Below are 14,143 nucleotides of genomic sequence, written 5' to 3'. Positions count from 1 at the left end.
ACCCCCGCCGCCCTGGTGAAGCGGCCGAAGGTGGACGCCGACGCCTCCACCACCCAAGGTCTGAACAAGGATCAGGCGCGGGCACTGATGACGGCGGCACGGGAGGACGGGCCACGGCCTGCCGCGCTGGTCGCCCTGTTGCTGACCTCGGGGGTCCGGATCGGGGAAGCCCTCGGTGCCACCACGGCAGACCTCGGGCACGACACTGGGCACCGGGTGCTGACCGTCACGCGCAAGGGTGGCAAGCGGGCCAAGGTCGCCCTTGCCCCCGCCGCCGTCGAAGCGCTGGAGACCTACACCGGGAGCACCGGGACCGACGTGGAGAAGTGCAACAGGCCGGGAGTGCCCATCTTCACCACGGCCACCGGCAAGCGGTGGGCACCGTCTGAGGCGTTCCGCACCGTCCAACGGCTGGCCCGGATCGCCGGGATCGACGGGAAGATCAGCCCGCACAGCATGCGGCACACCTTCGCCACGCTCCACCTGGAGGCCGGGGGCACGCTCCACGATCTACAGGACTCGATGGGCCACGCCGACCCCCGCACCACGCGACGATATGACCGGGCGCGGAACACCCTGTCCCGCAGTGCTAGCTACACGGTGGCCGGCGTGCTGGCGCTCTAGGAACAACCAAGCAACAGTTTCGACACACCTTTCCATGTCCCATGCAAAGCCCGATTCACCGGTCATGTCAACGGACCACCTATTCGGAACGCCGCTGGCGACGCAACATTAACATCGGCGGTCAGCGGGGGGTTTGTCCGGCAGGGGTTCGTCAATAGGCGTGGCGGAACACGCGGGTACGCCGTCCGGTGGTGTGCAGACTGAGGTGGGGCAGCCTAGTAGAAGGTGACAACTTCGCTAGTGTGTGTTCCTGCCTCGTATTTCAACCCCACCTGGTAACGCTTCACTTCGCCCATCTCGTCGGGGAACTCCACCTGAACGCTATATAAGAGAGCATCAAGCTCGGGCACAGGCGCTCCGTCTCGGGCGCCTGCCTTGAAACGCAGATTGTATACGAGTCCGGTGGCGAATTTCTCCTTAATGGCTTCCGCAAGGTCGTCTTCACTCAACCCGTCGAGCAGTGCTTGTTTGAGTGAAGGGGCGTGCTTTTCGTTTAGGTATTGGACCCGGCGTGGATCGATAATCAAGTTCGTTGTTGCGGCGGAATGGCGCCTTCCACTCAAGGCGGTCAGGGCGATCGAGCTATCGTCGGCGGCCCACGCTGGGATGCCATTGTCCATGCGATGCGAGAGGAGTAAATAATAGTGTTCCTCCGCCACACCTAAGATGCGGAAGCCGCTCTCCTCGAAAGGGTAACCAGGTAGGTTCGCTGTTCCTTCATCGTCCGTGGAAGTGATAATTACGTCCCCTGACCGCAATGCTACTTGTGGCAGGTAGAGCCCTAGCTTGAGAGAGTTCCACGTAGTGCAGTCCACGTGGCCCAGATACCCCTTACTCTCCTCGCTCAAAGCGAGGTGCATGTTCTCCAACTGCCCTGATGACAAGTTGGTCATGTGGACGACGTAGTAGAGGTGTCGCGGCAGGCGGGGAAAATCAGCACCTCCTACCAGCCGCTTCTCGAATTCCTCCCAAACCACTGCATCGGGGAGCTCCAGAACATCTCCGGCACTCACAGCCGTCTTGCTAGGTCCATGGGATTTCAGAACAGGGATCCACTTTTCCGCGTGGGAGTATCCGTATCTAAACTCGTCCTCCGCCTGGGTGGAATCGAAGATAAACGCCACCTCGTGTCGACCTGACTTTGGCACGAGTGCACTGTTCAACTTGTCGTAGTCGATGCCGGCGTCCTGCAATTCAGCTACTACTTGGCTATGAGCCTGATGAACTATGTACCCAACTACCTCGGGTTTCAGCCCGAGGTAGTCGGCGGGGCCCGACAATCCCATGTAGGTATAGCTGTCCACACAGTGGATGGCGAAGGGCCGAGCGAATACGGAGGAGTCAATCGGGGACTCGACGTTCGATGCTGACATGCCCAGATGATCTCACGAATGCCTGGACTCGCTGAGTGACCACGCTAAATCAACCGCACCATCAAGCGTCCGCTCGTGCCGCGTACAGTGCAGTCAAGGATCCGTGAAATGGACTGAGGCCCCTGAGAATCCTGACCCCAAACTGGCAATTAAATGCTCTACTCTCCAGCAAAAGCGCCTCAACGAGTACCACGATTCCACGCCAAATTTGCATGCGGAACAAAGGAATGAAAACCTGACGGTACTGTCGGACTATCCGATTCGCTCGACTAACATGAGCATCATGGATCTTGCCTCGCTCCTCGATTTGGCCTGTAAGCAACTCGCCCTGACCGTCATCTCTCCGCTGAAAGCAGGCGGGCAGAAGACCGTTCATCTAGTTAAACGCGATGGAGACCTCCAGGTCCTGAAGCTAGTTGAGGTTGGTTCAAGTGATCCAACAGTCCTACATCGAGCTCGCCGAGAAGTGGAGCTACTTGCGGGCACCGCCCACCCGAATGTTGTTCAGGTAGTTTCAGAGTTGTTTGAGTTGGGCGATCCAGTCGTCGGTGCCGCGTGGCTGGAAGCGTATCTGGACGGTGATGATTTATCTGCCCATCTTGGCATCCCGTGGAAGAATCCCGATGACGTGCAACGTCTGGGGACAGACGTGGCCTCAGGCCTAGGAGCATTGCATCAGCAGAAGGTAGTTCATAGAGACCTGAGCGCAAACAATGTGCGGCGCCTTTCGAATGGAACCTTTATTATCATGGACCCGGGATTCGCCAAACACACGTTAAGAAGCGGCTTGACCGTCGCGGGACAACCTGGAACTCCAGGATTTATGACCCCGGAGCATCTCCAGTCATACTCAGGCCCCACTCCAGCCTCGGACGTGTACGCGTTGGGCTCGCTGCTGTATTTCGCCGCGACAGGAGGACTGCCAATCCCCTGGCTCGGCGATGACGCCGATTACATAGCTCGTCTCGCAGATGGAAGGTACAAGCCAATCGAATCTATACGCACCGACTTCCCCAGGGAACTCGCATCAACCATCCATCGTGCACTCCACCTACATCCGGCACGCCGGTACCGGAACGGCGATCGATTCCGCGAAGCGTTGGAGTTGGCTTCATGAGCATTTTGATTCAAGACACAGCGCGAAACAACTTGGCTTCATGGGGTGAGCGAGCAGTCAAAGCCGGCGCCGCTCGCGGTGCCGTATTATCTCCATTCGCCTCGCCTGTCAGAGGCAACGGGTATAAGACTGACGCGTTAGCCGTCGCCAGAAGAGTTAGAGAGGCAGGAGGGCAACTGTGGTTTGACCCCACGACGCACGCCCTTCAGATGCCCCAAGTTGGCGATTTCCGATATTATGACCAATGGAACTTGTGGCCCGGCATGCGGGGTCTCCTGGACCAGGAGACCCATCAACGTGATCACATACAGCGCGTTTTCAGAGTGCAGACTGAGTTGTCTTCGCCGTACATTGCACCAACAGTCCTCCTCCACAGCGCTCAAAGCCAGAATAGTCAGCGTGCAATTCAGCTGAGTTCGCTGGCCATGCAAGAATCCCGAGGAAATCCTGTATGGATCTCAATTGTTGGTGACACGCATTTTTGGTCAGCTCAACGAGAACTTGACGCCCACATCGGAATGCTTGACCAATTGGAACCAGCTGGGTGGCTCCTCACCGTCGTTCGCCCTCAATCATCTGTGCCAGTGCCAGCACAAGCGGATGAAGTAGCAGGCGTGATGCGAACGGTGTATGCCTTGAGCCAAGATCGTCCAGTGGTTATGGGACATGGAGACCTTGCGGGTCTTCCGGCAATCGCAGCCGGCGCCCGTACCCTAGGCACAGGATGGGACATCCGGCAACGAGTATGCGCGTACTCTGACTATGCAGCCCGAGCGTCTAGTGGTGATGGTGGCCAGTGGTACCAACGCCCGACCCTGGAGGTGCTCTTAGGGGATATGAAATCTAATGAGTATCAGGTTTTCCGCTCTCAGAATCTCGCATACGCAGAAGAGCTTACGCGGGGGTCCGTTCCAACAGGGCCCGAGAATGCATTTCGTCACCACGCTGGAGTGCTGTCTCTCATCATTGATGAGCTCACTTCCCTGTCCGGTGAGGCGAGAGTGCGCGCCCTCCGAAATCGCTACACTCGCGCCGAGTCCGAATGGCCACAAGCACAGAAAGTCTCTGGGTGTTCAGTAGGGGGTGAGCCCTGGATCCGCCCTCAGATTGATGGGATGGATCAGTTTATCGCAGATGAGGGCTGGTAGCCGTCTAGCGACGCCACCAGGTGTTCGAAACCCATGAAGCTTCTGAGTGGCTCGGCTAGTCGACGAGAGGGTTTCCGGACCCAGCCCCCGTCAATGAACAAACCAGCTTTGTCTGACTCCGCTTCTGCAGTCACCGAACGTCTGGCAGGTTCTCCGATCGGACCAAGGACTACGACGTAGTTGTTTGCCCATGTTCGATATCCTCGAGACTGTCTGACGGCCTGTGCCCAATCTCGAACCTTGACTTCGACTGCGTAAAGGGTCCCCCCGCTCGACAGAGCACGATCCCTCAGAAATCTACCCGTCGACGCTTCAATTACTGCGCCTGTCTTTTTCAATTGAAGTAGGCGACCGAGCGCCTTGTCCTCAGTCCAGCCGAGACTTCCGGCGACGGCCCCCGCAGAACGCGGACGAGCGGCATAGAGCGCTGAAATGACGCTACAGTCCAGCTCGCCGAGTATCGGCGGAATGCCCGACGAAAGACGCTCATTCAAACTCTTCTGACCACCGACCATGACCGTAAAGTCGGGGACGCCTAGAGGACCGACCATCTCTGGAATCACAAGTACGCCGGCAGATGACCCCGGCAAAGAACGAATTGCTTCGAGAGCCACAGGACGTAAGTCCGCTTCCTGAACTGCTTCGAACAGTCGGCCAGGTCTCGATCTGGAGGTTTGATGTACTACGAAAGTTGCCACCCTTAGACTTTGCCAGACCCGCGGCTGAACTCAATACTCTGTAGCCATTGGTGGATCCGGGGCTGACTGCCAGACCCTGCCCCTCGGTCGCAAGCCAGCACTCACTGCCGCCCAGCGAGAACACCACAGCTTTAGTAGTTAGGTCGTCGGCGATGCCTGTTATTGACAAAGACAACGCGTGCGGGACATACGTGCCGCTAGGGTCCGTGGTTTCTCACGTGAGAAGTTGCCTTCAAGAGTCTGCGCCACAGATGAGCCGAGTCGACTGCACGGGAAAGTGCATGCCTTCGCATCTTGTCCGGCAGAGGATCCTTGAGCGGGGCAGCTGGAGCCGGGGCCATTGAGTGGGGGATCTGTCTCCTTCAGGGTGCGCGACAATCCCCTCGCCGATGACTGCGGGCATGCGCGTTTGGGGCGTTTAGCGCCCGCGAGGCGTCATTCTGAAGTGACTACGAAGTGACTACGGCGCTGGAAATCGGCTTCACAAATCGGTTATGCATAAGTTATCCATCCCGTCAAGCCCCCCTCCTTTCAGGCATGCAAGAGACCCCCCACTTCCCTTTGCTTGTAAGGTAAGTGGGGGGTCTGCTACCTGTGGAGCCTAGGGGAATCGAACCCCTGACCTTTTCATTGCGAACGAAACGCTCTACCAACTGAGCTAAGGCCCCGCGAATCCCGACGCATCGCCGGGAGGCGCTCAGCCATCATACTCCGTCACGGACCCCGCTTCGAATTCACCGGCTCGCCCCGCACTCCGGCGCCCTGCTGAAGCCAGCACAGGACGTCCATGGGCGCCAGCGGACGACCGCCTGTGAAGACCCTGGAAAATCCTTTCTGACGAGGAGCTTTTCTTCTAGTTCAACCACGCCAACTGGTATTGCGGTTGCAAACATGAGAGACTTCAGCGGTTGGCCTCATGGCCAACGCCGGTGCGAGAGAGCCCAGCAGGGTGCATGGAAACGACATGCAGACCCGCTGACAGGGCTCCCGCCGGAGGTGGCCGCAAAGGCCGCCGCGAGGCCCGAACGAGGTCATCGCACGTGGCCCGAGGGGCCGCCGGGAGCCGGAAACGGCTACCTACCACGGTCCGCGGGGACCGAACGCCGGCCCCGTGAACCACTGTCATTGTCGCCGAGATGAAAGGACCGGGATGCCACCCGCTCAGGAAATCAACCAACTAGGAATCATGGCAGTGGTGTTGCTGCTGATTCTCTTCTACGGCGGGACCATGTGGATGTCCGTGGGCATCAGCCGGAAGAAGGAGAACGCCGACGGCTACATGACCGCCGGAAACAACATCGGATTCGGCATCTCGGCGGCATCGATGACCGCCACCTGGATCTGGGCGTCGTCCATGTACGCCTCCGCCACCGCGGGCTACACCTACGGCATCTCCGGCCCCATTCACTACGGGCTCTGGGGCGCCCTGATGATCCTCTTCATCTACCCCTTCGGCAAGCGCATCCGCAAAGTCGCGCCGCGCGCCCACACCCTGGCCGAGGTCATGTACGCGCGCCACGGACGGTCCTCCCAGCTGATGCTGGCCGGGTCCAACGTCCTGGGCTCACTGATCTCGTTGACCTCCAACTTCATCGCCGGCGGCGCGCTGATCTCCATGCTGTCCCCGCTGAGCTTCGGTGCGGGCATCGTGATCGTGGCCGCTGGCGTGTTGATGTACACCCTGTGGTCCGGCTTCCGCGCGTCGGTGATGACGGACTTCGCCCAGGTGATGTTCATGCTCGGCGCGGCCGTCGTCATCATCCCGGTGATCTTCTTCGTGGCCGGTGGACCGGGCATGTTCGAGGCCGGCGTGGCTGCCGGCAACGTCACCCCGCAGCAGGAGAACTTCTTCTCCTCTGACGCCTTTATGAACCAGGGCGCCCCGTACATCGCCGCCGTGCTGGCTTACGCGATCGGCAACCAGACCATCGCCCAGCGCCTGTTCGCCGTGCGGGAGAACCTCATCAAGCCGACCTTCGTGACCGCCACCATCGGCTATGGCGGATCGGTGATCGGCATCGGCATGCTCGGCGTGATGGCGCTGTACCTGGGCGTGGAACCGATGAACGGTGACGTCAACAACCTCATCCCCCAGATGGCCGGCACCTACCTCGGACCGATCCTGTTGGCCCTGGCGTTCATCATGATCATCGGTGCCCTGTCCTCCACCGCCGACTCCGATCTGGCCGCCCTGTCCTCCATCGTCATGGCGGACATCTACGGCCAGTCCGTGGGCAAGAAGAAGGCCAACCCGAAGACCATGCTTTTGGTCGGCCGCATCAGCATGATCGTGGCCACAGGCGCGGGGTTGTATTTCGCCACGGCGCAGTTCAACATCCTCGATCTGCTGGTATTCGTCGGTGCCCTGTGGGGCTGCCTGGTGTTCCCGGTCATCGCCTCGTTCTACTGGCCGAAGGTCACCAACGCGGCCTTCTCCGTCTCGGTGCTCGCCGCTCTCGTGGCCTTCCTGCCGGTGCGCTTCGAATGGATCCCGTTCACCGGCCTCCTCGGCTTCAGCATCGAGCTGTTGGCCACGGTCGGCATCGGCGTGGTGCTGGGCATCATGTCCTTCGGCTTCTTCGGACTGAAGCCGGCGATCTGGGTCGGCGGGATCGTCACCATAGCGGCCGCGCCCTTCACGTTCGCCGGAATCTTCACCGACGGCCTGCGCGACTACACGGTGCTCTCCGCCTCGCTGGTCGCCTACGCGGTCTCGTTCCTGGTCTGCTACCTGATGTCGGTCCGGTCGAAGCAGAACTTCGACTTCGACGTCATCAAGGACATCACCGGCGACTTCGATCCAGACAGCCCACAAACGGCCGAGCAGATTGTGGCGGCCGCTGCCGCCGCCAAGACACTGGAGACCTCCGGGGGATTCTCCTCCTCCGACTCCCCGCGCGACTGACCGGCCGCGACGACCCAGAAAGGAACCACCATGACAACTGTTCTGCTGACGGTGTACGTACTGATGTGGCCCGTGATCGTGGCCGCCGTGCTGTTCTTCATCGCGCGCGGCTTCTTCCGCGACGTCTCGGAGTCCAAGAAGGCCGGTCACCCGATCATCTGACCGGGTTCACCACCCCCACCCACGACGGCGGCGCGTCACCCGGATTTTCGCATGACGAGCAGCACGCAGGCCCGGCCGGCCAGTCGGCGCCTGCAAGAGCCTGCACTTCCGGCCTGGGCACCTCAGCAGCTCAGCGGTTGAGGAAGTGCACCAGGGTGCCGATGGCGAAGGACGAGGCGGCCAGCGAGGCGCAGCCGAACTCCACGAGGATGCCGAGTCCCATGGATTTCAGCGCCTCCCAGGAGGACCGCGCGGCGGCCTTGAGATTCCGGCGCCGGGCAAACTCGGCAGCGAGCAGGCCCACGGCGAAGCCGACGAAAAGCCCGATCACGGGGATCACGAACATGCCGACGATGGCGCACGCCACCCCCACCAGCACTGGACCGTTGGGGATCTGCTCGCGCTTCATCTTCCGGCCGGTCAGGACTGCTGACGCGCTCAGGCCGGCGATGGCCAGCCCAGAACCGATGACGGCGGCGGTCCAGGCGGCGGGCGAGCCGAGGATCCAGGCCCAGCCGATGAGAGTGAGGACGGTCAGGATGGAGCCGGGCAGGATCGGGATGACGGTGCCGAGCACGGCCACCACCAACAACAGCCCGGCGATGACGGTGGTGATGATCTCGTAGTCCACGTGCCCAGTATGGTGCCGGTATCGCCCCTCCCCGAAACGCGCTGAGCAGGCTAACGTCGAATCATGCTGATCGGCGTCCCCACTGAAATCAAGAACAACGAGTTCCGCGTCGGCCTCACCCCCGTCGGCGTCACGGAGCTCGTCCACCACCAGCACGAGGTCATCGTCCAGTCGGGGGCCGGCCTCGGCTCGGGCACCCCGGACGAGGACTACCGGCAGGCCGGAGCCCGCATCGTGTCCACGGCCGAGGACATCTGGGGCCAGGCCGACCTGGTGCTCAAGGTCAAGGAGCCGGTGGGTCCGGAATGGCAGCTGATGCGCCGGGGACAGACGCTGTTCACCTACCTGCACCTGGCCGCCGATCCGAAGCTCACCCACGCCGTGCTCGAATCGGGCACCACGGCCATCGCCTATGAGACCGTCACCCGTGGGCGCACACTGCCGCTGCTGGCTCCCATGAGCCAGGTCGCCGGACGTCTCGCTCCCCTGGCCGGCGCCTACCACCTGACCCAGGCCCAGGGCGGCTCGGGCATCCTCATGAGCGGCGTGCCGGGAACCCGGCGGGCCCGCGTCGCGGTGATCGGGGCCGGCGTCGCCGGAGAGGCCGCCGCCGTGGTGGCCGCCGGCATGGGCGCCGACGTGACGGTGCTGGACATCAACCTCAACCGCCTCACCGAACTGGACACCGCACACCAGGGGCGGTTGCACACGCTGGCCTCCTCGAAGATGCACATCGCCGAGACCGTGGCGGATGCCGACCTGGTGATCGGCTCGGTGCTCATCCCCGGCGCGGCCGCCCCCAAGCTAGTCACCGCGGACATGGTGGCGTCCATGCGCCCCGGCTCGGTGCTCGTGGACATCGCGATCGACCAGGGCGGCTGCTTCGAGAACTCCCGGCCCACCACCCACCAGGAACCGACCTTCCGGGTGGGCGAGCAGATCTACTATTGCGTGGCCAACATTCCCGGGGCGGTCCCCCAGACCTCGACGGCGGCCCTCACCAACGCCACGCTGCCCTACCTCCTGCAGATCGCCGATCGCGGCTGGCGGGAGGCCCTGGCCGCGGACGAGGGGCTGCTGTCCGGGCTCAACGCCCACGAGGGCGTCCTCACCCATCAGGGGGTCACCGACGCCGTGTCCGGACCGCTGGGACTGGACCCGCAGCTGGACTACCGGCCGGCGTCGGACGTGGTGTCCGCCTGAGTCCGGGCCGGCTGGCGGGCCCTGCGCTGGGCGCGTGAGGCGCGCAACCGGGCGAGGCCGCCCGTGCGCCACAGGATCAGCACCACGACGCCGGCCAGCACCAGGACCAGCGCGACCAGCGCCACCGGGCTCGCCAGGGCAGTGGTGATGACCGCCCACACGACGGCCATGCCGATGGTCCCGTAGATGATGCCCCAGATCAGGGATCCGAGCAGGGCGGCGGGGAGGAACCGGCGCCACCGCATGCGGGTCACGCCGGCCGTGCCGATGACGGCGGTCTGGATACCGACCGTCAGGAAGCAGAACGGGATGGCCCAGGGCCCCCAGCGGTCGATGAACCGCATGGCACGCAGGTAGACCGGGCCGGACATGTAGCGGCGCAGGCCGGTGTGCTCAGCCCCGGCGGCGATCCCCCGGCCGAGGGCGTACGTGGCGGTGGAGCGGCACAGGGCACCGCCCCAGAAGAGGAGGATGGCCCAGACCAGCGGCAGGGAGGCGATCCAGTCCATCATGGGGCAAGTCTAGGCGCCAGCCTCGTCTAGGCTCAGGGGTATGAGTCAGACGCGAACCGCCCGACGCCCGCTCCTTGCCACTGCGGCCCTGACCGCCGTGCTGTCCCTCGGCCTGACCGCCTGCGGACCGGGCGGCGATGAGCCCTCCGAGAGTCCCACCCCTTCCCCGAGTGACACCGCCAGCGCCAGCGCGTCGGCCACCGAGTCGACGTCCCCGCCGGCGACGCCGAGCGAGTCTGCCACCGCCTCCCCCTCGGCCAGTTCGGCCCCGTCCGGTTCGGCCTCCGCTTCACCGTCCGGCTCTGCGTCCCCGTCCGAGACACCTCAGGGCGCCACGGAGGCCACGGTGTACTGGGTGGCGATGGACAACCTCGAGGGCCTCGAGTTCCCGGGGTGTGGGGACAGCAGTCTGATGGAGTCCACCGCACCGGTCTCGGGCGCCGGAACCGTGGGCGACCCGTCCTTCGTGGAGGCTGCCCTCCAGGTGCTGCTGGACCAGGCCGAGTACGAGGTCGGCTCCGGTCTGACCAACTCGCTCTACCAGTCCGACCTCGAGGTCACGGACGTCGCCATCTCCGGGGACTCTGTGACCGTGGACCTGTCCGGCACCCCGGTCTCCTCCGGCACCTGCGACGATCCGCGCATCATCGCCCAGCTGGAGAACACCGCCCTGGCCAACGCCGGCGTCTACACCGCCGAGATCCTCCTCGACGGCACCCCGATCCAGGAGGCCATGAGCCAGAAGGGCTCCTGAGAGCGGGGCCGGGGTCTCGTGCTACTGGAGGGACGGGACCAGGCCCTGCCCTTCGAGGACCTCACCGAGCCAGGGCGCCATCGACTCGGCATAGGTGGAGGTGAGGTGATTCTGGTCCCGCCACACCACCACCGACCCGATGACCGCGGGGCAGGTACCCTCCGGGCAGATGCCGTCGACCATGTCCAGGGGAGCTGCTGACGAAGCACGCTCCAGGGCTGCACGCTGCTGGTCTGATCCCGAGGTTTCGGCCTCGGTCTCGGCGAAGCCGCACTCCTGAACGTAGGTGTCCGGGTGGGTCTCGATGCACTCCGGGATGTTGTAGCCGGGAATCGGCGGGTCGACGATCACGCCGACCGGGATCCCGTGCTCCTCCAGGGCGTTCCACGCCGCGGCCTGGCCCTCCGGCACGGGGGTCTGGTCCACCGGCGCCTGATAGAGGAAGGAGGACGTCAGGACGAGGTCATAGTCCCCGGCCCGCAACTCCTCCATCACGCCGGCATTCCATTGCTCGCACTCGGAGAACGCATCTCCCTCCAGCATCACCTGGCCACTGGTGAGGGGGCAGGAGGACTTCAGGTAGGTGCTGACCTGCCAGCCGTTCTCAGCGGCCAGCCGGTTCACGGCGGCCTGCCAGTGGGCCGCGTGGGAGTCGCCGGTCAGGGCCACGCGGAACTCCGCGTCATCCGGGCCATAGGTGCAGGCCAGCGGGTCGGTCTCCCGGTCGCTCTGCACGCAGTCCTGGGCATAGACCTCCGGCAGGTCGAGGTCCACGGCGTCCGCACCGGGCAACAGCGCCTCGACCGGGGTGTGCCCCAGGGCGGCCTCCGGGTCCGTCTGCAGCAGCTCACCCCCGAGCAGCGCCGGCGCCGCCTCGGCTCCTTCGCCGCCCCCGTCGCTTTCGGCAGCTCGGTCCGACGTGGTCGGCTGGCCCGGCTCACCTGACTGGCCCGCCTGATCCTCCGCCGCCTCGTCCAAGGCTTCCGCATAGGTGGGCGGCTGCCAGTCCTGGGGTCCAGTGCGGGACGTGGCGACGTCCAGGGACGCCGTCCCGACGATGACGGCGAGCGAGGCGGCGAGCCCGAGCTGGATCGCCTTCCACGGGGGTCTGACGAGGGGCCACCTCTGGAAGGGTCTCTCCACCCACCGGTAGCTGGCCCAGGCCGGCAGGAAGGCCAGGGCCGCCGCCACCAGGCCGACATACCAGGTCAGCCCGCCGAAGAGGAACGTGGCCATGACGATCAGCGGCCAGTGCCACAGATACAGCGAGTAGGAGAGGTCCCCGACGACCGTCACGGGACGCAGGGACAGCAGCGAGCCGACGCCGGAGCGCTCTCGGGCGTTCAGGCCGGAGACGATCACGGCCGCAGCGCCGAGGGTCGGCACCAGGGCCGCCGCACCGGGAAAGGACGTCGCTCCGCTGAAGAACACGCCAGCCCCGATCATGGCGGCCAGGCCCGCCCAGCCCAGGGTCAGGGCCCACCGCCGGGTCAGGTGCGCCAGCCGGGGGGCGAACAGCGCCAGGAGCACGCCCACTCCGAGCTCGTGGATGCGTGTGGTGGTAGCGAAGTAGGCCATCCCGGGGTTCACCGCCGTGAGGTGCACGGAATGCACCAGTGAGCCGATGAACAAGACCACCGCGGCCCCCACGATCCACTGACGCTGGACCACCGCGAGACTGGACGCCGCACGGTGCCGGGACCCGCCGGCGTCGGGCTGCTCCTGGCCGGCGTGACGCCAGCGGGCGACCACCAGGACGAGGATGAGCACCAGGGGCCAGAGCAGGTAGAACTGCTCCTCCACCGCGATCGACCAGTAGTGCTGCAGCGGACTGGCGGCCTCGTCCTGGCGCAGGTAGTCCGTGGACCCCTGCCCGAGGATCCAGTTGACCACGAACAGCACACTGCCAGTGGCCTCGGTGGCGATCGCATCCCAGCGGGAGCGCGGCAGGATCGCCAGGGTCAGCAGCACCGTGCCGATCAGTGCCACCAGGGCCGCCGGGAGGATGCGCCGGACGCGCCGCCCGTAGAAGTCCACGAGGTCCAGCCGGCCGTGCTCCTGGATGCGGGAGAGCAGCCCGGACGTGATCAGGAATCCGGAGATGACGAAGAAGATGTCCACGCCCACGAAGCCGCCGGGGACGAACGGCAGGCCCGCGTGGTAGAGGAGGACGAGCAGTACCGCCAGGGCACGGAGCCCCTGGATATCGGACCGGAACCGGGTGCCGGGGTGATGCGCGGTGGAACCTGGTGACACGACTTCTCCGACTCTGCTGGAACGCGAAGTACTCTATCCGACCGATGCTGAGTGGTGGGCTCAGGTCAGCGGATCACGTGCTCCAGGAAGTAACGGTGGAAGGACCAGTCGCCGGTGACCTCCGGATGGAAACTCGTGGCCAGCAGACGGCCCTGCCGGACGGCCACGGGGACATCTCCGGCCGGCACGTCGGTGCCAAAGTCCGGTTCCTCCAGGCGCGACGCCGGCACGCTCGCCAGCACCCGCACGTCCGGCCCCGCGCGCAGCACCGCGGGGGCCCTGATGAAGACGGCGTGCACCAGATCTCCGGAGACCTCCGGCACCTCGAGGGCGGTCTCGAAGGACTCCACCTGGGAGCCGAAGGCGTTGCGCTGCACGGTGATGTCCAGCCCGCCGAAGCTCTGCTGCCCCGCGATCGGGTTCGCGATCGACTCGGCCAGCATGATCATCCCGGCGCAGGTGCCGTAGACCGGCAGCCCCTCACCGATCGCCTGCCGGATGGCCGGGGCCACGCCGAGCAGCCGGGAGAGCTTGTCCATCACGGAGGACTCCCCGCCGGGGATGACCAGGCCGTCCAGCCCAGCCAGGTCCGTTGCGGACCGCACCAGTCGGACCCCAGCCCCGAGGGCGGTCAGCACCCGCACGTGTTCGGCCACATCCCCCTGCAAGGCGAAGACGCCGACGAGACTGCCGGTGCCGTCCCTGCCCGTCACCGGTGCATCATCCCGCCGAGGGCACGGCCCCTAGCACTGTGGGGGGG

Annotated in this window: 11 protein-coding genes and 1 tRNA gene; 6 read left to right on the top strand and 6 right to left on the bottom strand. The window is 64.5% G+C overall.

Translation table 11 applies throughout. From position 1 onward, the window contains the following. Nucleotides 1-624 (top strand): tyrosine-type recombinase/integrase (locus RUH65_RS12640; RefSeq protein WP_313817848.1); only part of this gene is annotated, 624 nt, incomplete at its 5' end. A 215-nt stretch (nucleotides 625-839) separates the two neighbouring features. Here RUH65_RS12640 and RUH65_RS12635 read toward each other — a convergent pair. Next, the gene (locus RUH65_RS12635) at nucleotides 840-1,997 is read right to left on the bottom strand and encodes a hypothetical protein (protein WP_313817847.1); all 1,158 of its coding nucleotides are present in this window, start codon (nucleotides 1,995-1,997) and stop codon (nucleotides 840-842) included. 103 nt (nucleotides 1,998-2,100) lie between these two features. Here RUH65_RS12635 and RUH65_RS12630 point away from each other — a divergent pair, with 103 nt between their 5' ends. Then, complete coding sequence (locus RUH65_RS12630) at nucleotides 2,101-3,114, top strand: serine/threonine-protein kinase (RefSeq protein WP_313817846.1); 1,014 nt, start codon at nucleotides 2,101-2,103, stop codon at nucleotides 3,112-3,114. Between the two features lie 2,441 nt (nucleotides 3,115-5,555). On the opposite strand, the gene RUH65_RS12625 is transcribed toward RUH65_RS12630, so the two are convergent. Beyond that, nucleotides 5,556-5,628, bottom strand: a tRNA-Ala gene (locus tag RUH65_RS12625). Between the two features lie 482 nt (nucleotides 5,629-6,110). Between RUH65_RS12625 and RUH65_RS12620 the strand changes: the two genes are divergently transcribed. Next, nucleotides 6,111-7,865 (top strand): sodium:solute symporter family protein, encoded by a 1,755-nt coding sequence (locus tag RUH65_RS12620; RefSeq protein WP_396180213.1) that lies wholly within the window; start codon nucleotides 6,111-6,113, stop codon nucleotides 7,863-7,865. Between the two features lie 30 nt (nucleotides 7,866-7,895). Beyond that, nucleotides 7,896-8,027 (top strand): putative transporter small subunit, encoded by a 132-nt coding sequence (locus RUH65_RS12615; protein WP_313817842.1) that lies wholly within the window; start codon nucleotides 7,896-7,898, stop codon nucleotides 8,025-8,027. A gap of 130 nt (nucleotides 8,028-8,157) precedes the next feature. Here RUH65_RS12615 and RUH65_RS12610 read toward each other — a convergent pair whose 3' ends face one another. Further along, nucleotides 8,158-8,658, bottom strand: a complete 501-nt coding sequence (locus RUH65_RS12610; RefSeq protein ID WP_313817840.1) for a DUF456 domain-containing protein — start codon at nucleotides 8,656-8,658, stop codon at nucleotides 8,158-8,160. A gap of 63 nt (nucleotides 8,659-8,721) precedes the next feature. Here RUH65_RS12610 and ald point away from each other — a divergent pair, with 63 nt between their 5' ends. Further along, entirely contained in the window at nucleotides 8,722-9,861 is a 1,140-nt protein-coding gene (gene ald / locus RUH65_RS12605) for an alanine dehydrogenase (protein ID WP_313817838.1), read from the top strand. On the opposite strand, the gene RUH65_RS12600 is transcribed toward ald, so the two are convergent. Continuing rightward, nucleotides 9,828-10,373: a VTT domain-containing protein gene (locus RUH65_RS12600; protein ID WP_313817836.1), complete on the bottom strand. Its 546-nt coding sequence runs from the start codon at nucleotides 10,371-10,373 to the stop codon at nucleotides 9,828-9,830. The genes ald and RUH65_RS12600 overlap by 34 nt on opposite strands. A gap of 40 nt (nucleotides 10,374-10,413) precedes the next feature. Here RUH65_RS12600 and RUH65_RS12595 point away from each other — a divergent pair, with 40 nt between their 5' ends. Further along, on the top strand, nucleotides 10,414-11,127 hold the full coding sequence (locus RUH65_RS12595) for a GerMN domain-containing protein (protein WP_313817834.1): 714 nt from the start codon (nucleotides 10,414-10,416) through the stop codon (nucleotides 11,125-11,127). 21 nt (nucleotides 11,128-11,148) lie between these two features. On the opposite strand, the gene RUH65_RS12590 is transcribed toward RUH65_RS12595, so the two are convergent. Further along, complete coding sequence (locus tag RUH65_RS12590) at nucleotides 11,149-13,383, bottom strand: acyltransferase family protein (protein WP_313817832.1); 2,235 nt, start codon at nucleotides 13,381-13,383, stop codon at nucleotides 11,149-11,151. 65 nt (nucleotides 13,384-13,448) lie between these two features. After that, the gene (gene pdxT / locus RUH65_RS12585; RefSeq protein ID WP_313817830.1) at nucleotides 13,449-14,096 is read right to left on the bottom strand and encodes a pyridoxal 5'-phosphate synthase glutaminase subunit PdxT; all 648 of its coding nucleotides are present in this window, start codon (nucleotides 14,094-14,096) and stop codon (nucleotides 13,449-13,451) included. Nucleotides 14,097-14,143: the final 47 nt, after the last annotated feature.

This window comes from Citricoccus sp. (assembly GCF_032154715.1).
Taxonomy (GTDB): Bacteria; Actinomycetota; Actinomycetes; order Actinomycetales; family Micrococcaceae; genus Citricoccus.
This window is presented reverse-complemented; position numbering and strand designations above follow the sequence as displayed.